This window comes from Arthrobacter sp. KBS0702 (genome assembly GCF_005937985.2).
Lineage (GTDB): Bacteria > Actinomycetota > Actinomycetes > Actinomycetales > Micrococcaceae > Arthrobacter.
Genome location: NZ_CP042172.1, coordinates 205,741 through 226,010, shown reverse-complemented (window position 1 = coordinate 226,010; position 20,270 = coordinate 205,741). Strand labels below are relative to the sequence as shown.

16 protein-coding genes are annotated in these 20,270 nt (G+C 68.7%); 3 read left to right on the top strand and 13 right to left on the bottom strand.

The features are described 5' to 3' along the window. Positions 1–31: 31 nt before the first annotated feature. From narI to FFF93_RS01010, 13 genes are all read right to left on the bottom strand, one after another. A complete protein-coding gene (gene narI / locus FFF93_RS01070) occupies positions 32–862 on the bottom strand; it encodes a respiratory nitrate reductase subunit gamma (protein WP_138767713.1) in 831 nt (276 codons plus the stop codon). A 2-nt stretch (positions 863–864) separates the two neighbouring features. After that, the gene (gene narJ / locus FFF93_RS01065; RefSeq protein ID WP_138767714.1) at positions 865–1,485 is read right to left on the bottom strand and encodes a nitrate reductase molybdenum cofactor assembly chaperone; all 621 of its coding nucleotides are present in this window, start codon (positions 1,483–1,485) and stop codon (positions 865–867) included. Beyond that, a complete protein-coding gene (gene narH, locus FFF93_RS01060; protein ID WP_138767715.1) occupies positions 1,482–3,191 on the bottom strand; it encodes a nitrate reductase subunit beta in 1,710 nt (569 codons plus the stop codon). The genes narJ and narH overlap by 4 nt, the downstream gene beginning before the upstream one ends. Then, positions 3,191–6,901: a nitrate reductase subunit alpha gene (locus FFF93_RS01055; RefSeq protein WP_138767716.1), complete on the bottom strand. Its 3,711-nt coding sequence runs from the start codon at positions 6,899–6,901 to the stop codon at positions 3,191–3,193. The genes narH and FFF93_RS01055 overlap by 1 nt, the downstream gene beginning before the upstream one ends. 98 nt (positions 6,902–6,999) lie before the next feature. After that, positions 7,000–8,070: a hypothetical protein gene (locus FFF93_RS01050; RefSeq protein WP_261375235.1), complete on the bottom strand. Its 1,071-nt coding sequence runs from the start codon at positions 8,068–8,070 to the stop codon at positions 7,000–7,002. A 230-nt stretch (positions 8,071–8,300) separates the two neighbouring features. Then, complete coding sequence (locus FFF93_RS01045; protein ID WP_138767717.1) at positions 8,301–9,050, bottom strand: LamB/YcsF family protein; 750 nt, start codon at positions 9,048–9,050, stop codon at positions 8,301–8,303. Positions 9,051–9,053: 3 nt separating this feature from the next. Continuing rightward, entirely contained in the window at positions 9,054–9,830 is a 777-nt protein-coding gene (locus tag FFF93_RS01040) for a hypothetical protein (protein WP_138770279.1), read from the bottom strand. A 103-nt stretch (positions 9,831–9,933) separates the two neighbouring features. Beyond that, complete coding sequence (locus tag FFF93_RS01035; RefSeq protein ID WP_138767718.1) at positions 9,934–10,524, bottom strand: hypothetical protein; 591 nt, start codon at positions 10,522–10,524, stop codon at positions 9,934–9,936. 116 nt (positions 10,525–10,640) lie between these two features. Beyond that, the gene (locus tag FFF93_RS01030; protein ID WP_138767719.1) at positions 10,641–12,014 is read right to left on the bottom strand and encodes an NAD-dependent succinate-semialdehyde dehydrogenase; all 1,374 of its coding nucleotides are present in this window, start codon (positions 12,012–12,014) and stop codon (positions 10,641–10,643) included. 213 nt (positions 12,015–12,227) lie between these two features. Continuing rightward, complete coding sequence (locus FFF93_RS01025; protein WP_138767720.1) at positions 12,228–14,558, bottom strand: glycoside hydrolase family 65 protein; 2,331 nt, start codon at positions 14,556–14,558, stop codon at positions 12,228–12,230. 50 nt (positions 14,559–14,608) lie between these two features. Continuing rightward, entirely contained in the window at positions 14,609–15,388 is a 780-nt protein-coding gene (locus FFF93_RS01020; RefSeq protein ID WP_138767721.1) for an HAD family phosphatase, read from the bottom strand. A gap of 101 nt (positions 15,389–15,489) precedes the next feature. Further along, complete coding sequence (locus FFF93_RS01015) at positions 15,490–16,500, bottom strand: LacI family DNA-binding transcriptional regulator (RefSeq protein ID WP_261375234.1); 1,011 nt, start codon at positions 16,498–16,500, stop codon at positions 15,490–15,492. A gap of 189 nt (positions 16,501–16,689) precedes the next feature. After that, on the bottom strand, positions 16,690–17,307 hold the full coding sequence (locus FFF93_RS01010) for an alpha/beta hydrolase (protein ID WP_138767723.1): 618 nt from the start codon (positions 17,305–17,307) through the stop codon (positions 16,690–16,692). A gap of 286 nt (positions 17,308–17,593) precedes the next feature. On the opposite strand from FFF93_RS01010, the gene FFF93_RS01005 reads away from it, so the two are divergent. From FFF93_RS01005 to FFF93_RS00995, 3 genes are all read left to right on the top strand, one after another. After that, positions 17,594–17,857, top strand: coding sequence for a DUF6458 family protein (locus FFF93_RS01005; protein ID WP_138767724.1), 264 nt, complete (start codon positions 17,594–17,596; stop codon positions 17,855–17,857). 574 nt (positions 17,858–18,431) lie between these two features. After that, the gene (locus FFF93_RS01000) at positions 18,432–19,286 is read left to right on the top strand and encodes a DeoR/GlpR family DNA-binding transcription regulator (protein WP_138767725.1); all 855 of its coding nucleotides are present in this window, start codon (positions 18,432–18,434) and stop codon (positions 19,284–19,286) included. Next, the gene (locus FFF93_RS00995) at positions 19,283–20,269 is read left to right on the top strand and encodes a 1-phosphofructokinase family hexose kinase (RefSeq protein WP_138767726.1); all 987 of its coding nucleotides are present in this window, start codon (positions 19,283–19,285) and stop codon (positions 20,267–20,269) included. Before FFF93_RS01000 ends, FFF93_RS00995 begins: the two co-directional genes overlap by 4 nt. Position 20,270: the final 1 nt, after the last annotated feature.

Below are 20,270 nucleotides of genomic sequence, written 5' to 3'. Positions count from 1 at the left end.
GCGGGGCGGGGTCACCAGGAACGCAGGCACCTCAGCGGTTCCGGGTGTCCCGGTCGCGGGTTCCGACGGCGGACCAGCCGCGGCGTGCGGCGGTAGTGGAATTTCGTGCGGCGGCGCCGGCCTTGGCGCCGTCCCGGCCGCGGTCCCGCGAGCGGTAGACGATGTAGGGACGGAAGAGGTAGTGGAACGGGGCCGTGAAGGCGTGGACCAGCCGGGTGAAGGGCCAGATCACGAACAGCGCCATGCCCACCAGGGTGTGCAGATGGAAGGAAAAGGGCGCCGCCGCCATCGCCGCGATGTCCGGCTGGAAAATGAATAGTGAGCGGAACCACGGGGCCACCGTCTCGCGGTAGTTGTGCCCGTGTTCGCCCTCGAAAACGCTCGCGAGGGTGGTCCAGAGGCCAAACACGATGGCCGCGGTGAGTACCACGTACATGGACTTGTCATTCCGGGTGGTGGCCATGAACACCGGCCCGGTGGTGCGGCGCCGGTAGATCAGCAGGATGATCCCGCCCAGGGTCCCCACCCCGGCGATCCCGCCGACGGCCAGGGCATTGAAGTGGTAGAACTCTTGGCTCATCCCCACGGCCTGGGTCCACGCCATCGGGATGACCAGGCCGAAAAAGTGCCCGGCGATGACGGCAAGCAGGCCGAAGTGGAACAGCGGCGAGGCGATCCGCAGCAGCCGGGATTCGTAGAGCTGGGAGGACCGCGTGGTCCACCCGAACTGGTCATATTTGTACCGCCAGACCAGGCCGCCCACCAGCACAACGACCATCACGTAGGGCGTGACGCCCCAGAGCACGATGTCCAGCGCCGAGATTACGGCGGTGGCTCCGGGCTCGGCTTCGGACGCAGGCATGGTCAGGCCCCCTTCACGGGCAGCAGCCGCGGATCGTAGGGGTCCAGGCCCACCGCTTCGGTGGGCGGCCCGTAGCCGGCCATCCGCATGACCGCCTGTTCATCCGACGGCGACTTGCCGGGCAGCGTGGCGCAGATGGCCTGCAGGATGCGGGCGTGCGGCAGCTCGTCCCGGAGCAGCCCAAAGCGGAGCATCTCCAGGCTGGCGCGGAAGCGGCTCAGCAGGTCCCGCCCGGCTGCCAAGTCCACCAGCGCGGCGTATTCCAGGACCATCGGCAGGTAGTCCGGCAGTTCGCCGTGGGTGTCGACCAGGATGTCGCTTTGCCGGTAGGTTTTCTTGAAGTTGCCCAGCACTTCGCCACGGCGCCGGGTGTCCCCGTCGGTCCAGTAGGACAGGTGCAGGGCGTGGCGCTTGCCCAAATCGAACTCGCGCACGTAGTGGGCCTGGAGCTCCAGCGGCGGGGTGGATTCCAGCCGTTGCAGGACCTCGGCGAAATCCGCGACGGCGCCGGGAAACTCGGCCAGCGCGGCCCGCATCAGCGGCACCCTCCCGGCCAGCTCCTCGTCCGGGTAGGACAGGCACCAGGCGGCGGCGAGGTAGACCACCTGCTCGCGGCGGCTCACGGCTGCTCCCCCGCGCGGGTGCTTGGACCAGCGTCGGAATCCGGCGTCGCCGTCGGCCTTTCGGGGAAGAGCCCGGAGGGCGCCCCGGTTCCGTCCCAGTTCAGCAGGTTTACCCGGCCCCGCAACGTTGTTTCGCCGGGCGCCGCGTCGGAGGTCTGCCGGTCGCGCAGGGCGTTGAAGGTTTCCACGGCCACCGGGACGGGCCTGCCGCTGGCCTCGCCAAACGGGGCGGAATCCTGCATGCCCGGTCCGCCCTCAAAGTCCAGCGAGCAGCCCATTTCCTCGAGGTCGTGCGCCTGCTCCACGTGCGCCTTCGGGATCACGTAGCGCTCCTCGTACTTCGCGATCGCCATCAGCCGGTACATCTCGTACATCGTCTGGCTGTCCATGCCCACGGCTTCCGGGATGGAGTCGTCCGGGTCGTTGCCGAGGCTGATGCCCCGCATGAAGGAGCGCATCGCGGCGAGCTTCTTCAGCACCGCGGTGACCCGGTCCGCGTCCCCGGCGGTGAAGAGTTCCGCGAGGTATTCCACCGGGATGCGCAGCGCGTCGATGGCACCGAAGAGGTTGCCGGCGTCCTCGCCGTCGTGCCCCTGGTCGCGCAGCAGGTCCACCACGGGTGAGAGCGGCGGGACGTACCAGACCATGGGCATGGTCCGGTATTCGGGGTGCAGCGGCAGTGCCACCTTGTAGACCTTGGCCAGGGCGTAGACCGGCGAGCGCCGGGCCGCGTCGATCCAGTCCTCCGGGATGCCCTGGGCGCGGGCGTCGGCCTGCACTGCGGGGTCGTTCGGGTCCAGCAGCACGTCCATCTGGGCGTCGTAGAGTTCCTGCGGGTCGGTGACCGCGGCCGCCGCGGTGACGGCGTCGGCGTCGTACAAAAACAGCCCCAGGTAGCGCAGCCGGCCCACGCAGGTCTCCGAGCACACCGTCGGCAGCCCCACTTCCACCCGCGGGTAGCAGAAGGTGCATTTCTCGGCCTTGCCGGTCTTGTGGTTGAAGTAGATCTTCTTGTACGGGCAGCCCGTGACGCACTGCCGCCAGCCGCGGCACTTGTCCTGGTCCACCAGCACGATCCCGTCCTCCACGCGCTTGTAGATGGCGCCGGAGGGGCAAGAGGCCATGCAGGACGGGTTCAGGCAGTGCTCGCAGATCCGCGGCAGGTAGAACATGAAGGTCTGCTCGTAGGCGAACTTGATCTTGTCCTCGGATTCGCGCCGGACCTTTTCCACGATCGGGTCCAGATGCCCGTTCTCCGCGGAACCGCCCAGGTCGTCGTCCCAGTTCGCGGACCAGGTGATCTTGGTGTCCTCGCCGGTGATCAGGGACTTGGGCCGGGCCACCGGGAAATCGTCGCCCAGCGGCGCGTCCACGAGGGTTTTGTAGTCGTAGGTCCAGGGCTCGTAGTAGTCCTTGAGTTCGGGCTGGACCGGGCTGGCGAAGATCCCGAAGAGTTTCTTGACCCGTCCGCCGGCCTTGAGCACCAGCTTGCCGCGTTTGTTCAATTCCCAGCCGCCGCGCCAGCGTTCCTGGTCCTCGTAGCGGCGCGGGTACCCCTGTCCGGGGCGGGTTTCGACGTTGTTGAACCAGACGTATTCGGTGCCCGCACGGTTGGTCCAGGCCTGTTTGCAAGTCACCGAACAGGTGTGGCAGCCAATGCATTTGTCCAGGTTCATGACCATGCCCATTTGAGCCATAACACGCATCAGTACTGCACCTCCTGGGAACGCCGGCGGACGGTGGCCACCATGTCCCGCTGGTTTCCGGTGGGGCCAAGGTAGTTGAACGCGTAGGCCAGCTGGGCGTAGCCGCCGATCAGGTGCGAGGGTTTGACCAGGAGCCGGGTCACGGAGTTGTGGATGCCGCCGCGCCGGCCGGTTGCCTCGGACTTGGGCACGTCGATGGTGCGTTCCTGCGCGTGGTGGACGTAGACGACGCCGGCCGGCATCCGGTGGCTGACGATCGCCCGGGCCACCAGGACGCCGTTGATGTTGAGGCATTCCACCCAGTCGTTGTCCTTGACCTCGATGGCGGCAGCGTCGGCCGGGCTCATCCAGACCGTGGGTCCGCCGCGCGAGAGCGAGAGCATCAGCAGGTTGTCCTGGTATTCGGAGTGGATGGACCATTTCGAGTGCGGGGTCAGGTAGCGGACCACCACCTCCATGGACCCGTCCCGGCCCAGCTTGGGTTCGCCGAACAGCCGGTGCATGTCCAGCGGCGGCCGGTAGATCGGCATGGCCTCGCCGATGTCCCGGATCCAGTCGTGGTCGAGGAAGAAGTGCATCCGCCCGGTGAGCGTGTGGAACGGTTTGAGCCGCTCGATGTTGATGGTGAAGGGCGCGTAGCGCCGGCCCCCGGTTTCGGAACCGGACCATTCCGGCGAGGTGATCACCGGGACCGGGCCGGCCTGGGTCTGCGCGAAGGTGATGAACTTTTCCTCGGAGCCCTCGGACAGGTCCGCCAGTTTCCGGCCGGTGCGGACCTCCAGGTCCTTGAAGCCCTGCACGGACAGGGCGCCGTTGGTGGTGCCGGAGAAGGCCAGGATCGCCTCGGCCATTTTCGCGTCGGTGTCGATCGCGGGCCTGCCGTCCGCGGCGCCGCCGAGCATCACCCCGTTGGAGCGGCTCAGCCGGTCCAGCGCGCCGGCAAGTTTGTAGGTGACGTTCTTGACCGTGAAGCCGAGCTTGTCGGCCAGCGGCCCGACGGCGGCCAGTTTGTCCGCGATGGCCGTGTAGTCCCGCTCCACGACGGAAAAGACGGGCATGTTCTGGCCCGGGACCGCGGGGATGGACGTGTCCCGCCAGTCCCGCACGATCCCGCCGGGCTGGGCGAGCTGGCCGGGGGTGTCGTGCTGCAGCGGCACGCTGACCAGGTCTTTGCGGACACCCAGGTGGGTCTTCGCGAGCCGGGAGAACTCCTGGGCCAGCAGGTGGAACATGTCGAAGTCCGTTTTGGTCTCCCACGGCGGGTCGATCGCGGGGGTGAAGGCGTGCACGAACGGGTGCATGTCGGTGGAGGACAGGTCGTGTTTCTCGTACCAGGTGGCCGCGGGGAACACGACGTCGGACAGCAGCGTAGTGGAGGTCATCCGGAAGTCCGCCGAGACCAGCAAGTCCAGTTTCCCTTCCGGCGCGCGCTCGTGCCACTTCACGTCCCGGGGTTTGAGCCCTTCGGCGTGGTCTTTGCCCAGGACGTTGTTGTGCGTGCCCAGCAGGTTCCGAAGGAAGTACTCGTTGCCCTTGGCCGAGGAGCCGAACAGGTTGGAGCGCCACAGCACCAGGGTCCGCGGCCAGTTCTCCGGGGCATCCACGTCCTCGATCGCCGGGTTCAGGGTGCGGTTCTTGAGCGCCTCCGCGATGTAGCCGGGGGTGTCCGTCGCGGTGCCGGCGGCGACGGCGGCCTCCGCCTCATCCGCGACATCCAGCGGGTTGCGGTCGAACTGCGGGTAGAACGGCATCCAGCCCAGCCGGGCGGACTGGGCCATGGCGTCGGCGGTGTGCATGCCGTCCAGGGCCCCGGTGGACAGCGGGGACTTCAGGGCATCGGCTGAGTACCCGTCCTGCCGCCACTGGTCCGTGTGCATGTACCAGTAGCCGGTGCCGATCATGGTCCGCGGCGGCCGTGACCAGTCCAGTGCGTTCGCCAGGGACACCCAGCCGGTGGCGGGCCGGGTCTTTTCCTGGCCCACGTAGTGCGCCCAGCCGCCGCCGTTGCGGCCCATGCAGCCGGTCAGCATGACCAGGGCCAGCACGGCCCGGTAGGTGGTGTCGCCGTGGAACCACTGGCAGATGCCGGCGCCCATGATGATCATGGACCGGCCCTTGGACTGCTCGGCGTTGCGGGCGAACTCCCGGGCCACCCGGATGCAGGCCTGCGCCGGGACGGAGGTGATCTCCTCCTGCCAGGCCGGGGTGTAGGGCGTCGCGGCGTCGTCGTAGCCGGCCGCCCAGTCCCCCGGCAGACCCTCGCGGCCCACGCCGTACTGGGCCAGCATCAGGTCGAACACGGTGGTGACCAACTGGCCCTCCACCTCGATGACGGGAACGCCGCGCCGGAGCACACTCCCTTCGCCGCCGGCGTCCTCGAAGCACGGCAACAGGATCTCCGCGCTGTCACCGGAGACCTCCCGCAGCGACAGCGCCGGCTCGATGCCCTCGAGGTCCAGGTTCCATTTGCCCTCGCCGCTGCCGGAATAGCGGAACCCCATCGAGCCGTTAGGGACTGCCGGCCGTCCGGTCTTCTTGTCGAACAGCACGGTCCGGAACGCCGCGTCCTCAGCCAGGGATTCGGCCGAGATGTCCTTGGCGGTGAGGAACTTGGACGGGGTGAGGGTGCCGTCGTCGCGCCGTTCCAGCCGGACGAGGAACGGCAGGTCGGTGTACTGCCGGACATAATCGGAGAAGAACGGCACCTCGCGCTCAACGAAGAACTCCCTGAGCATGACGTGCCCCATCGCCATCGCCAGGGCGGCGTCGGTGCCGGCCTGGGCGGGCAGCCATTCGTCGGCAAACTTCGTGTTGTCCGCGTAGTCCGGGCTGACCGTGACCACCTTGGTTCCGCGGTACCGCACCTCGGCCATCCAGTGCGCATCCGGGGTCCGGGTCACGGGGACGTTGGAGCCCCACATCATCAGGTAGCGCGCGTCCCACCAGTCGCCGGATTCCGGGACGTCGGTCTGGTCGCCGAAAACCTGCGGGCTGGCCACCGGCAGGTCGGCGTACCAGTCGTAAAAGGACGTCATCACCCCGCCGATGAGCTGGATGAACCGGGTCCCGACGGCATGCGAGACCATCGACATGGCGGGGATCGGGGAGAACCCGGCGCAGCGGTCCGGCCCGTAGTTCTTGATCGTGTTGACGTGCGCGGCGGCCGCGATCTCGATCGCTTCCTGCCAGGAGACACGGACCAGGCCGCCCTTGCCGCGGGCCTGCTGGTAGCGGCGGCGCCGCTCCGGGTCCCCCACGACGTCGGCGAAGGCGAGCACCGGGTCGCCCAGCCGGGCCTTGGCCTCGCGGTACATCTCCACCAGCACCCCCCGGGCGTAGGGAAAGCGGACCCGGGTGGGCGAGTAGGTGTACCAGGAGAAGGCGGCTCCGCGCGGGCAGCCGCGCGGCTCGTATTCGGGACTGTCAGGGCCCACCGAGGGGTAGTCGGTCTGCTGCGACTCCCAGGTGATGATGCCGTCCTTGACGTACACCTTCCAGGAGCAGGATCCGGTGCAGTTCACCCCGTGCGTGGACCGGACCACCTTGTCGTGGCTCCAGCGGTCCCGGTAGAAGATGTCGCCCTTGCGGCCGCCTTCCCGGAACACCGCCCTGCCGTCGTCGGTCTGGTCCCATTTCGTGAAAAATCGGCCCAGCTTCAACATTGCGTCCGAGGCGGGTCCGTCCAACCCCGCGGAGCCTCCGGCAGTCATGCCCTCAAGCTAGGTGCCGGGTTCCGGCTCCGATAGGGCCCTACGGCACTGGGCAGTCGCACGGCTCGTGCGCGTTGACGGCGGCGCGGCCCCTGGCGTCAGAAGTCGATCCCCTTGACGAGGGCGATGAGCTTGTCCTTGGTCTGCTCGGTTGTAGCACCGGTCGGCGAGACAAGGACTTCTGCCACGAAGATGGCCATGTTTTGGCCGCGGGCCACCATAAGGGACATGACCGTGACCGGGACATCGCTGGGCGGCCGGAGGGCCTTCGGTCCGCCGGGCTCCGTCCGGACAATAAGGATCGCCCGGTCCCCGACACCTTCGATGTTCTGGCCGTCCGGCACCGGCCGGGACAGCCAGGAAGCCCCGCCCTGGTGGAATTCGATGGAGAAGACCAGCGAGTCCGGTCCGGGGGTTCCCAACGCGCCGAACGTGTACCGGCAGTTACCCTCGCCCGGGAGGACCTGCGCCTGGGTTGTCGCGTCGAACGCCCGCTTGACCTCCTCCGCGCTGACCAGGGCGCACACGGGGTTGTCGGTGGTGGCCTGCGGGCCGACGGGCGGCGCGGACGGGACACTGAGCGCGCTCCCGCTGCCCCAGCCTGCCTCGACGGCGGCCTGGGCGAGCGCGCGGGCCGTGGCGTTGCCATCCGGGACGGGGATCCCGGAGGCTATGGGCGGGGTGGCCACGACGCGCAGGTCCAGTGACTCGTTGCCGCGGACCGCCTTGAGGACGGTATTGGCCGACGCCCCGCCGGCCTCGCCGCGGAACCAGCCCGTCCATTGGAAGCACCCGAAGTCGCCAATGCCCGCCACGGGCGAGCAGTCCGGGGTCTGCTTCGCCTCGGCCAGCTGCGCTGCCGACGCGGGCGAGGTCAGCGCTACGGACAGCGCGTTCATGCCCTGGGCGGATTTGCTCGTGTAGCTGCACAGGTAGGCGGGACTTCCGGGAGGTTTGGCCGCCTGGTTGTGGCCTGTGCCTGCGAAGCCCGGGTCGACCTTGGCGGCAATCTGCGGTGTGATCAGGTCGCAGGCCGGGTTGCCCGAACCGGACGACGGCGGCCCGGCGGACGGCGTCGTGCTCCCCGGTGCACAGGCTCCGAGGAGGAGCACCAGTGCCGCGCAAAGCGCCAGGCGCTGTCGAGAAGCCCGGATCCGGTGAACGCGCATGGTCTCCCCCAGTCGGCGGAACCCGCCCCCGCTTGTTCGAGGGCTGCCCCGATGGCACCAACGCTAGGGACCAGCGGGTTGCAGCAACAGGGCCGACCGGCCCCCGGGGCCTCAAGTGCCCGTTCGCGCCCCGGCCCGGGGCCTCAAGTGCCCGTCCGCGCCCCGGCCCGGGGCCTCAAGTGCCCGTCCGCGCCCCGGCCCGGGGCCTCAAGTGCCCGTTCGCGCTCCGGCTAGGCGAAGGACTCCAGTTCGACGCCGGCCTGTTCCAGCGCGGCGCGGACGGCGGTGGCTACCGACACCGAGCCGGGGGTGTCGCCGTGCAGGCGGAGGGAATGCGGTGTGAGCGTGACGACGGTGCCGTCAACCGCCAGGACCTCGCCCTTGAGCGCCAGTCGGAGCGCCCGTTCGACGATCTCCTCCGGGTCCTCGATCACCGATTCCTCCTCCAGCCGCGGCACGAGTGTGCCGTCCGGGAGGTAGGCGCGGTCCGCGAAGGCTTCATGGAACACGGGGTTGCCGGCGTCCCGGGCAATCCCGAGCAGGGCGGAATGCTCAAGGCCCAGGATCGGCAGCCCGGGATCGTAGGCCTGGATGGCGGCGACCACGGCGGAAGCCTGTTCGGCGTCGTGGATGGTGCGGTCATAGAGGCCGCCGTGCACCTTGACGTAGTCCACCGAGGCACCCACCGCATGGGCCACGCCGTCGAGCGCGCCGAGCTGGTAGAGGACGGCCCCGAACAGGTCGTCGAAAGTCATGTCCATGGCGCGGAGGCCGAAGCCGGCCAGGTCCGGGTAGCCCAGGTGGGCGCCCACCCTGACGTCGAGCTCGTAGGCGGCGCGGCAGGTGTCGAGCATGGTGACCGGGTCGCCGGCGTGCAGTCCGCAGGCCACGCTGGCGCTCGTGACCAGCCGGAACATGGCCGCGTCGTCGCCCATGGTCCAAGATCCGAAGGACTCCCCGAGATCAGCGTTCAGGTCCATGGGTCAGCCTTCCGTTTCGGGGACAGCGGCCATCAGCTCGCCGGGAATGGTCTGCGGCATGGGGCCGAAGGCCTCCTTGGCATTCCCGATCACGGCACGCCCCATCATCCGGTTGCCGACGCCGCCCACCACGGCGCCGACGCCGAACGGCAGCGCCCGGCCCAGCAGCGCGGTGCCCTGGCGCTTGAGCAGGTTCCGAAGGAAGGCCCGCTGGATCCGCTGCCGCACGGAACCGAAGCCGATCAGCGGCGCGCGGCGCGCGAACAGCGTCCCCCAGGCCTGGGTGGGGCCCCTGCCCTGGCCGGCCGCCTGGCCGCTCAGGGAGCTCAGCAGCGCGGTGCCTTCCTCGCCGAGCATGATCGCCATAACGAGGGTGCTCGCCTTCTCCGGGTCCACCATGCGTACGCCGTGGAGCTCCGCCAGAGAGGTTGCGTACAGGGCGGTGGCTTCCAGGAATCCGACGGTCGCGGCGGCGGAGAGTCCCAGGGCGGCCACGGTGCCGACGCCGGGGATGACGGCCGATCCGCCGACGAGGGCGCCGCCGCCGGTCACGGCGGCCAGGTAGTTGCGTTCCAGGATGGCGGCCAGCTGCGCCGCGGAGGCGTGCGGGTGTTTGCGCTGCAGCCGCCGCAGGTTGGCCAGCACCAGCGGGCGCTGGATTTCCACTGCGCGCAGGAGCATGTTGTGGACGCCTGCCTTGGGCTTGCCGTCGGCGTCGAACATTGCGCTGTGGGCGGTTTTCTGGGCAATCTTCATTGCCGGGTTGCTGCGCTGGGCCATCGTCGCCTCTCCGTAAACCATAAGGGTGCTGAACTTCTTCCAGCCTTAACACTAGGCCACGGGCCGTCCGGCCGCTCCGGCACCCCCGGCACATCAGCGGCTGCTAGAGCACCCAGGACTCGGCGAGGGCGACGAAGGCGGAGGAGGACGGCCCCAGCGGGCCCGGGTAGACCGCGGGCGTGCCCGGCCATTCCACCCCGAATTCACTGAGCCGGCCGGAGCTGCAGGGCAGGTAGACGTTGCTCAGGGCGGCGCTGCCTTCGCCGAGCTGGAAGTTAGGGGCGGTGAACTGCCGCCGGTCCAGGACTCCGTTGACGGCCAGTTCCGCCTTATGGCCGGTGGCGCGGAACCCAGTCGCCGGGTCCACTTCCACGGTGAACTCGTCGTGGGTATGCCCGACGCCGGTCAGCGGGAACCGGGCCGCCTCGGGGAAATGGCGGGTGAGCTCAGTGGCCAGGGTTTCGGCGAGGACTTCGTTGCCGCCGTAGCTCCGCCAGCCCTGCAGGGTGGCAACCAGCAGGGCGCTGCCCGCACCCCAGCGGGACCAGTCGGCCTGCCAGAAGGTGGCGAAGCAGCTAGCCGGCTCACCGGGCACCTGGGTTCCGCCGGCGTCCGCGGGGTGCAGCGCCAGGCCCACGTTCATTCCCACAAATGCCAGGCTGCGCCGCACCGCTGCGGTGGCCGTTTTCTCCATGAAAGGAGCCTAACGGGATGGCAGCGGCCGCGGCCGGAAGGTCGTTGCTTCCGGCCGCGGCCGTGTCCTCGCTGGGTTTTCCGACTAAAAGCCGGTCCGCGCCTGGGGCCCGCCGCTTAGCGCGGGGTGCGGATCAGCTTCTTGTTCACAAACTCGTCCATCCCGAACCGGCCCAGCTCACGCCCGACGCCGGAGCGCTTGACGCCGCCGAAGGGCATGTCAGCCTGGGTCTGGGCGACCGAGTTGATGAACACCATGCCGGTGTCCAACTGGTCGGCAACTTCCTGGGCCTTCGCGGGGTCGGCGCTAAACACCGAGCCGCCCAGGCCGTAGGGCGAGCCGTTGGCCAGGTCGATCGCTTCCTCCACGCTGGCTACCTTGTAGATGACGGCGGCGGGCCCGAACAGCTCCTCGGAGAAGGCGCGCATCTCCGGGGTGACGTCGGTGAGGACGGTGGGCTCCACGTAGGCGCCGGGTCCGTCCACCTTGTGGCCGCCCGTGCGCAGAGTGGCGCCCTTGTCCACGGCGTCCTGGATCTGCTCGACAAGGCCGTCCGCGGCGCTCTGGGAGGACAGCGGACCGAACCGGGTGTCCTCCTGCTGCGGATCGCCGGGCTTGATCCTGGCCATCCGCTCGGTGAACTTCTCCACGAACGGCTCGTAGAGGTCTTCCAGGACGATGAACCGCTTGGACGCGGTGCACGCCTGGCCGGCGTTGCCCATCCGGCCCCCGACGGCGGCCTTGACGGTGGCGTCCAGGTCATCGGAGTCGAGCACGATGAAGGGGTCGCTGCCGCCGAGTTCCAGGACGTACTTCTTGAGGTTGCGCCCGGCGACCTCGGCCACGGCCGCACCAGCCCGCTCGCTGCCGGTCAGGGAGACGCCCTGGACGCGGGAGTCCGCGATGATCTCCGCCACCTGGTCGTTGTCCAGGAAGAGGTTGGTGTAGGCGCCCCTCGGCAGGCCGGCGTCGTGGAAGATCGCCTCGATGGCCAGCGCCGACTGCGGGCAGCTGCCGGCGTGCTTGAGCAGGATGGTGTTGCCCAGTACCAGGTTGGGCGCGGCGAAGCGGGCCACTTGGTAGTAGGGGTAGTTCCACGGCATGATGCCCAGCAGGGGGCCGATCGGGGTGGAGCGCACGAGAGCGTCGCCGCCGCCCTTGACCTCCAGCGGCTCGTCCTTGAGGAATTCCGGGCCCTCGGTGGCGTAGTAGTCGTAAATCGAGGCGACCAGCTTGACCTCGCCGCGGGCCTCGACCACGGGCTTGCCCATCTCCTTGGCAATCAGGCGCGCCAGTTCATCCTGGCGCTCCCGGTACAGCTCGGCGACCCGGGCGATGACCTTGGTGCGCTCCCCCACGGGCGCCTTGCGCCACTCGAGGAATGCTTGCTGCGCGGCGGCGAGCGCCGTCTCGACCTCTTCCTTGGTAGCAAGCGGAAATTCCTTTTCCGTCTCTCCGGTCGCGGGGTTCACTGTCTTGTAGGCAGTCATTGGTCCACCATCTCCGTTTCTGGCTGGGTTGAGCCGGTTCGGGCGCGAGACCGCGGGGTGGCGCCGGGTAGGGCGCCGGCGGCGGTTCCCGCCCATTGCGTGGGCCGGCCTGATCGCAAGAGCAGGACCGGTCCCTTAGGCGCCAACCGGGGCACACCCGGTAGTATTCCAAGCGCCCCGCCGGACGGCCGGCGACCCGGCTGACCGATAGCCCTAGCTGTCGGCGCGCACCACCGGGATCGACGCCGTCGCCGGCCCTGGGAAAACCGTTGGCTCCGGGCTCACCACGGCGTGCAACGGCACGGTCACCGGTTCGCTGCCGACCATGAACCGCTCCCCGCGAACGTCGACTTCCAGCGGCGCCCCGTCCGGGACGGTCAGCCGGAGCTGGGTGTCCTCCAGTTCGACGTGCAGCAGCCTGCCCTGCAGTTTCAGGTGGAAGTCCAGGGCGTCCCAGTCGGCAGGCAGCCGCGGATCGAAGTGCGGCACGTCGCCCTGATCCCTCAGGCCGGCGAAGCCGCTGACCAGCGAGCTCCAGACCCCGCCGGTGGAGGCGATGTGCACACCGTCGATCGTGTTGCCGTGGGTGTCGTCAAGGTCGATGTAGAGGGCGTGGATGAAGTGCTCCAGCGCAGCCTCCCCGTGGCCTACCTCGGCCGCCATAATGCCCTGCACACACGCGGAGAGGGTGGAGTCCCCGGTGGTGATGGGGTCGTAGAAATCGAAGGCGCGGCGCTTCTCCTCCGCCGTGAAGTCCTGCCACTGCAGGAACATCGCCAGCACGGTGTCGGCCTGCTTAAGGACCTGGTGCCGGTAAATCACGAGCGGGTGGAAGTTCAGCAGCAGCGGGTACTTGGACCGCGGAGTGTCCCAGTCCCAAGGCTCCAGGGTCATGAAGTCGTTGTCCTGCGAGTAGACCTTGAAGTCCTCGTCGTACGGCAGCTGCATCCGGTTCGCGGCCTGCTCCCAGAACTCCCGCTCGGCGTCGTCGATCCCCGGGTGGTCCAGCGCTGCGGCGGCACGCAGATTAAACCGGGCCATGACGTTGGTGTAGAGGTTGTCGTTGACGACGGCGGTGTACTCGTCCGGGCCGGTGACCCCGTGAATGTGGAACAGCCCGTCCTTGCCGAAGAAGCCCAGCGAGGCCCACATCCGTGCCGTCTCGATCAGCAGATCGGCGCCGAGGGTCTCCTTGAACTCCGTGTCGCCGCTGGCCCAGATGTACCGGTTCGTGGCGAAGGCGATCGCGGCGGCGATGTGGAACTGCGCAGTGCCTGCGGCGTAGTAGGCGCTGGCCTCCAGGCCGTTGATGGTGCGCCAGGGGAACAGGGCGCCGTCGACGCTGAGCTCCTTGGCGCGGATCCGGGCCTCGGGCAGCAGGTCGTGGCGGAACTCCAGAACCTGGCGGGCGTTACCCGGGTTGGTGTAGGTCAGGTAGGGCAGCAGGTACACCTCCTGGTCCCAGAAGTAGTGCCCGTCGTAGCCGGAGCCGGACACGCCCTTGGCGGGGATGCCCGCCACGTCGGCGCACGCCGTGGCCTGCGCCAGCTGGAAAAGGTTCCAGCGGATGGCCTGCTGCAGTTCCTCCTGGCCGCCGACGACGATGTCGCTGGTGGTCCAGTAGTCGCGGTAGTGCGCCGCGCTCTGGGCAAAGATCTCGGCCACAGACAACAGGGCGGACTCAGCGGTGTCGGCGAGGTCCTCGTCCGCGGCCCGCCCCACCGCGTAGCTGACGCTCTTTTCCAGCACGAACGGGGCGTCGGGGCTGACCGCGAGGACGTAGCGGACGCTGCTGTCGTCCTGGTCCACCTGGGTGTCGAACGGCTGCACGCCGGCGTTCGTCCAGTGGTCCACGGCCATGCCGAGCCGCTGCTTGGATTCGGCGGCCTCCCAGGAGAGCCGCAGCGAGCCGTCGCCGCCGTCGAGCCGTACCGGGAGCAGCACCCGCCCGGCGTGGCGGCCGGCGCGCCGCGGGTCGTGGGCCGAGTGGTCCTCCACCGGCTGGTCCTGGCGGTTGACGACCGCGGACGTGACGTCCGCGGAGATCTCGCGGTCCGCCGAGACCTCCAGTGAGATGCCGAGGGAGCCGCGGGACTGGTAGCCCACCGCTCGGCGTTCCGTGGTGGTCACGGTGGCGCCGGAGCGGCACTGCCAGACGATGCGGCATTCGTAGACGCCGGTGGCGAAGTCCACGCTGCGCCGGTAGTCCAGGACCGTGGATTCCTCCAGGCTGAGCATCTCGCCGTCGATGATGACAACGAAGTTGTTGGCATCCGGCACGTAGAGGATGCGCTGGCCGGTGCGGGCGAAGCCGTACGCGTTTTCCGCGTGCTTGATGTCCCAGATCTCGTGGAAGCCGTTGATGAAGCTGCCCGGGAGTTCCGCGTCGGCGGCTGCCCAGTGGGCGCCCCGGATCCCGAGGTGGCCGTTGCCGAGGCTGAAGAGTGTCTCCAGCGTTCCGGCGTTGCCCGGCAGGTGGACGGTCTCCACAAGTTGCCAGGGGTCATTGGGGAACCTGGCGCGGTCCGAGGTGATGAGAGCCATGGTGGGGTCCTTCAGCGGTGGCGGTTGTGCGGGTGAGGGGTGGCGGCCGGTTAGAGCAGTTCGGCCAGATCGCCGACCACGATCGTGGCGCCCGCGTCGAGCAGGGTCTTCCGGCCCGCTCCGCGGTCGACTCCGATGACCGAGTGGAAGCTCCCCGCGCTTCCAGCCTGGACACCGGAGACGGCATCTTCGACGACGACGCATGCTTCGCTGGGCAGACCCAGCAGCCGTGCGGCGTATTCGTACGTGGCAGGGCTCGGCTTGCCCGGCAGGCCTTCGGAAGCCGCGACGACGCCGTCCACCACCACCGGGAAATAATCCGAGAGCCCGGCGGCCTTGAGCACCGGGACGGCGTTGCGTGAGGAAGAGACGACGGCGACCTTGAGTCCGCGCCCCAGCGCGGCTTCGATGAAACGGACCGAACCCTCGTACGGCGTCACGCCGCCGGCCGCCACGATGTCGTTGAAAACCTTGTTCTTGCGGTTGCCGAGGCCGTGCACGGTGTCATTGGCCGGATCGTCGTCGGCCGGCCCCTCGGGCAGCACAATGTTGCGGGAAGCCAGGAAGTCACGGACGCCGTCGAACCGGGGCTTGCCGTCGATGTGGTCGAAGTAGTCGCTCTCGCGGTAGCCCGGCGCCTCCGGTTTGGTCTTCAGGAACCCGTCGAAGAGTTCCTGCCAGGCCCGTTCGTGGACCACCGCGGTGGGGGTCAGGACGCCGTCGAGGTCAAAGAGGATCGCGGAGGCGCCGTCGAGGACGTCGGCCCGGCCGTGGCTGCTGGAAATCTCGGTGCTGCTCGAAGTCTCAGTGCCGTTGGAAATCTCAGTCATGATGCGATTGTCCTTTCAGACGGTGGCATGGAAAGTCTCGGAAAAGTGAGGGGCCGGGCTACGTCGCACCGGGGGGCGGTTGCCGCGGGCGTTGGCCGGCATCAGCGTCGGCGGCGGGTGCTCCGGCGCTCCACCAGCTTGGTCTCCAGCAGATGGGCGGCGGGGGGATTTGGAAGCCCCGGGTGGTGGAGCCTCTCGATCAGCAGGTTGGCGGCGAATGCGCCCTGGTCCGCCACGGGCTGGGCGATGGTGGTCAGCCCGAGGAACCAGCTCATCTGATGATCGTCGATTCCTATGATGGAGACGTTCTTGGGCGCTGCCAAACCGAGATCCCGCAATGCCATCAGTGCGCCGAAGGCGGTTTCGTCGCAGCCGGCGAACACGGCGGACGGCATCCGGCGGTTCTCGACAAGCTCCGTCATGGCCCGGCGACCGCCCTCGATGCTGGATCCGGCGTCGAGCACCAGGTCCGGGTCAACGGTCAGCTCCTGCTCTGCCAGGGCCAGTTCGAAGCCGCGCCTCCGCGCCTCCGCGGTGACCACGGAACGCCCCTCCGGCTCCCGTCCGGCCAGCATCGCCACGTCCCAGTGGCCGAGGCCGAGCAGGTGGCCGGTGGCCTGGCGCGCGGCCTCCACATTGTCGATGCCCACGTTGTCCCACGGGACGCCGTGCATCCCCACGCTAGCGACGGCCATGCCGGAGGCCTCGACGGCGGCCACTTCCGCGCCGTCGAGGGCGACGTTCAGCAGCAGCATCCCGTCCACCCGCTGGGTCAGCCCGGCGAGGTCGCCGAAGAGTTTGCGTTGCACGCTGGGCCGGTTCCGCAGGCTGATCAGCACGGTGTCGTAGCCGCTGTCGGCGAGTACTTCCTCGGCGGCCTCGACGGCCCGGGCGAAGTACCAGGCGGTCGCGGTGGGGACAATGATGGCCACGGAGCCGGTGGTTCCGCCGGCCAGCCGGGCAGCAGCGGAGGACGCCTTGTAGCCGAGCTTGGCAGCCGCATCGGTGACTTTGGCTTGCGCCTTTTCGGATACGTTGGGGAGGTCCCGGAGCGCCCGGGAGACGGTGCAGATGGAGAGCCCGGAAAGGGCGGCGACGTCTTGGATTGTCACACGCGGAGCCTTAGTCATGCGACACGGGCCTGGACCTTTCTTCCCCCTGCAGTAGTGGGCCGATCAAAATGGCCAAAGTAAACTGTAAACGCTTATAAATTGAGCGCGCAAGTGGTGGCGGATTTCCATCGAGTAGAAATATCCGACGGCGCCGGGTCCCGCCCCAAGGCCCCGGCTCAGGGCCCCGGCTCAGCGCAGCACGTAGTGGCGCAGGAACGCGCCGACGTCCACGAGTTCCGCGGCTGAAACCGAGTGGCCCATCCCCGGGTAGCTGCGCGCCGTGAGCTGGGTATGGCGGTTCAGCCACTCCTCGGTGTGCGCGGTGGCGTCGTCGTTGATCACGGGGTCCGCCTTGTCCCGCCCCCAGAAGAACGGCGGCCGGGCGGTGAAGGACTCGCTCATGGCCAGCAGCTCGTTGTCCAACACGAAGCCGGACAGACCGACGACGGCGCGGAACGCCTCCGGCCGGAGCCGCAGGAGGGTGCTTGCCATGGCCATGCCCTGGGAGTAACCGAGCAGGCTGATGCTGCTGTGCTTGGCCTTGACCGAGTCGATCCAGGCGAAGACCGAGTTGGTGGCGGTGATGACGTCCGCGAAGTCGTGGGTGAGGAAGTAGTCCAGCAGGAACCAGCCATAGTCGTCGCCGATCACCTTCGGCCCGCGGAGGGCGGCGCAGGTGAACTCCGGCGGCAGGCTGGGGAAGAGTTTCGCCATCCGGGTCTCGTCCGTGCCATAGCCGTGCAGCATCACCAGCAGCGGCGTCCCGGCCCGCTCCCGCTCCGGCCTCGACCAGACGACAGTTTCCATGGGGACAGCCTAGCCAGCCGGACTCCTCCCCCCGGTCCGCGCCGGTTTTCGCGGCGGCCCCGGATTTGCGCTGCGGAATCAGACAGCCGCACCCCGGACCCGCGCCGCGCCTGTCCGAAAACCGCGCCGCCGTCCGAAACCGCCGCGGAATTAAGCCCGGACACACCGAATTTCCCGGCGGGGCGTGGCCACAATCGTTGAAACGACAGGTAACGGGCTGTAGCGTGACGCTGGACAGCATGCTTAGCATTACCTATCGGTCCCACCGGACAACAAGGAGCAAGTCATGAGAATCGGTTCCTCCATTTTCCTTATCGCCATCGGCGCCATCCTGGCCTGGGCCATCGCACCCGGCCTGATCCCCAACGTCGACCAGACCATGATCGGCTACATCCTCATGGTGGTCGGAGTCATCGGGCTGGTCGCGTCCCTGATCCTGGCCTCCCCCGGCCGCAGCCGCACGCGCCGCGTCAGCGAAACCCGCTCCGTCGTCGACCCCAACACGGGCGAGACCATCACCCGCAACGAAAGCCGCGACGCCGGCATCTAATCCGCGCGCATTCCCCGGCGCAGCCATGCGCCGCAGCAACGCCACCCGGACGCCGGGCCGGACCGTAATGGTCGGGCCCGGCGTCCGCTGTTTAACTCGCACCCCCGACGCCGGGCACCGCAACGTCCGGGCATGCCCGTCCCCGGGCGGCACGAATGGACATAGTCCCGAAGTGCCCACTCCCCGGCGCCAGGAATGGGCATGCCCCCCACTCCGAGGACCCACCACCGGGCATGTCCCCTGGTAGGCCCCAAGATTGAGCATGCCCATCCCCGGGCGGCACGAATGGGCCTAATCCCGAAGTGCCCAATCCCCGGCACCGGGAATGGGCATGTCCCCCGCCCCGAGGCCCGACCAATGGGCATGCCCGCCGGCGGACTCCGAAACCGGGCATGTCCCCAACCGTGCCCCGCCCAACCCCTTCTGCGTTCGTGTTGTTTTTCCGTTGACAAAGCCACATGAACAAAGATAAAGTCAATCAATTCCACTTCATGTGATGGGGGTCACCGAAACAACCGGGCTCCGCAACACCCGAAGTGGCAGCACCCGCAGTTATCGTCGCAATGGAGGGCACGTGTTCGCCGAGGAACGCCAACAACTGATCGTGGAGCTCGTCGCCGCCAGCGGCCGGGCCAGCGTCACCGACCTCGCCGAACGCTTCAGCATCACCACCGAAACCGTCCGCCGCGACCTGGCCGCCCTTGAGATTGCCGGCACTGTCCGCCGGGTCCATGGCGGAGCAGTCTCGCCGGAGCGCTTCAGCACCACGGAAGAAAGCATCCTCGAGCGCACGGTGCAGCGGCAGACCGAGAAGACCCGGATCGCCAAGGCAGCCCTCGACCTCATCCCCCTGGGCCGTGCGGGCAGCATCTTGATCGATGCCGGCTCCACTACCGAAGCCCTCGCGGAGATGCTCGCCGCCCGGACGGCCGGAGCGGGCTCCGGCACGACGGGAGCCGGCCCCGCGGCAGCGGGCGGAGCGCCGGGGCCAGCCGGCGCCGCGGGCGAAACCGAGCTCGTCGTTATCACCCACGCGCTGCCCATCGCCGCGAAGCTCTCCGGCGAACCCGGCATTGCCCTGCACCTGCTCGGCGGGAAGGTCCGCGGCCTGACCCAGGCCGCCGTCGGGCAGTCCACCGTGGAAGCCGCGCGGCGGATCCGGCCCGACATCGCGTTTATCGGCACCAACGGCATTTCCGCGGCCTTCGGCCTGAGCACTCCCGATCCTGAAGAAGCAGCCGTCAAGGCCGCCTTCGTCCATTCAGCGCGCCGCATTGTGGTGCTGGCTGATTCCTCCAAACTGGACGCGGAAACGCTGGTCCAGTTCGCCTCCTTGAAAGATCTGGACACCGTGATCACCGATACGAACCCCAGCCCGGCCCTCGCCGCGGCCCTCGCGGACGCCGGAGTGGAGGTGGTGGTCGCATGATCGTCACCCTCACGGCCAACCCCAGCCTGGACCGCACCGTGGCACTGCCCGGCCCGCTGCTCCGCGGCGAGGTCCAGCGCGCCATTTCCGTCCGGCAGGAATCCGGCGGCAAGGGCGTCAACGTCTCCCGCGCCCTCGTGGCCTCAGGGCTGAAGACCATCGCGGTGCTCCCCGGCGCCGCGGCCGACCCGGTGCTCGCCGGGCTGCGCGACAGTGACGTGCCGTTCGCAGCCCTCCCCATCGGCGAGCCGCTGCGCAGCAACGTGGCCCTCACCGAACCCGGCGGCGTCACCACCAAGATCAACGAACCCGGCCCGGTCCTGAACGCGGAACAGCAGGAGGCCCTGATCGGGCTGCTGCTGGATTCGGCCCGCGGCGCCAGTTGGGTCGTTCTGGCCGGCTCGCTCCCGCCCGGAGTCCCGGCCGACTTCTACGCCACCGTCACCCGTCGGCTGCGTTCCCTGCACGACGGCACCGAGGCACCCCTCATCGCCGTCGACTCTTCCGGCGAACCGCTCGCCGCCGCGATCTCCGGGGATGCCCTCGGCCGACCGGACCTGCTCAAACCCAATGCCGAGGAACTGGCCGAACTGGCTGCCGCAGCCGGATTCGCCACGGACAAGTCCGCCGAGGAACTCGAGTCGGATCCGGCGGCTGCCGCGGCAGCCGCGGCCGCCGTCGTGCGTTCCGGAGTGGGTGCGGTACTCGCCACCCTTGGTTCCAAGGGTGCGGTGCTTGTGACGGCCAACGGCGCGTGGCTGGCCACGCACCCGCCGGTCAAGGCGGTCAGCACGGTTGGCGCAGGCGATTCCTCGCTGGCCGGCTACCTGCTCGCTTCAAGCCAGGGCGCCGCCCCGGCCGATTGTCTGCGTCAGGCGGTGGCCCACGGGGCTGCCGCTGCCTCCCTGCCGGGCTCCACCGTCCCGGCAGTTCACCAAACCACCCCCGATGCCGTAACCCTCACGGCCCTGAAGAAGGATTGAC

Bases quoted from the DNA above. Each gene is read 5' to 3' on its own strand.
- FFF93_RS01010 (WP_138767723.1), bottom strand. From the start codon at position 17,307: ATGGAAACTGTCGTCTGGTCGAGGCCGGAGCGGGAGCGGGCCGGGACG.
- FFF93_RS00995 (WP_138767726.1), top strand. From the start codon at position 19,283: ATGATCGTCACCCTCACGGCCAACCCCAGCCTGGACCGCACCGTGGCA.
- FFF93_RS01040 (WP_138770279.1), bottom strand. From the start codon at position 9,830: ATGGCCCAGCGCAGCAACCCGGCAATGAAGATTGCCCAGAAAACCGCC.
- FFF93_RS01025 (WP_138767720.1), bottom strand. From the start codon at position 14,558: ATGGCTCTCATCACCTCGGACCGCGCCAGGTTCCCCAATGACCCCTGG.
- FFF93_RS01050 (WP_261375235.1), bottom strand. From the start codon at position 8,070: ATGCGCGTTCACCGGATCCGGGCTTCTCGACAGCGCCTGGCGCTTTGC.
- FFF93_RS01035 (WP_138767718.1), bottom strand. From the start codon at position 10,524: ATGGAGAAAACGGCCACCGCAGCGGTGCGGCGCAGCCTGGCATTTGTG.
- narH (WP_138767715.1), bottom strand. From the start codon at position 3,191: ATGCGTGTTATGGCTCAAATGGGCATGGTCATGAACCTGGACAAATGC.
- narI (WP_138767713.1), bottom strand. From the start codon at position 862: ATGCCTGCGTCCGAAGCCGAGCCCGGAGCCACCGCCGTAATCTCGGCG.
- FFF93_RS01045 (WP_138767717.1), bottom strand. From the start codon at position 9,050: ATGGACCTGAACGCTGATCTCGGGGAGTCCTTCGGATCTTGGACCATG.
- FFF93_RS01030 (WP_138767719.1), bottom strand. From the start codon at position 12,014: ATGACTGCCTACAAGACAGTGAACCCCGCGACCGGAGAGACGGAAAAG.
- FFF93_RS01055 (WP_138767716.1), bottom strand. From the start codon at position 6,901: ATGACTGCCGGAGGCTCCGCGGGGTTGGACGGACCCGCCTCGGACGCA.
- FFF93_RS01020 (WP_138767721.1), bottom strand. From the start codon at position 15,388: ATGACTGAGATTTCCAACGGCACTGAGACTTCGAGCAGCACCGAGATT.
- FFF93_RS01005 (WP_138767724.1), top strand. From the start codon at position 17,594: ATGAGAATCGGTTCCTCCATTTTCCTTATCGCCATCGGCGCCATCCTG.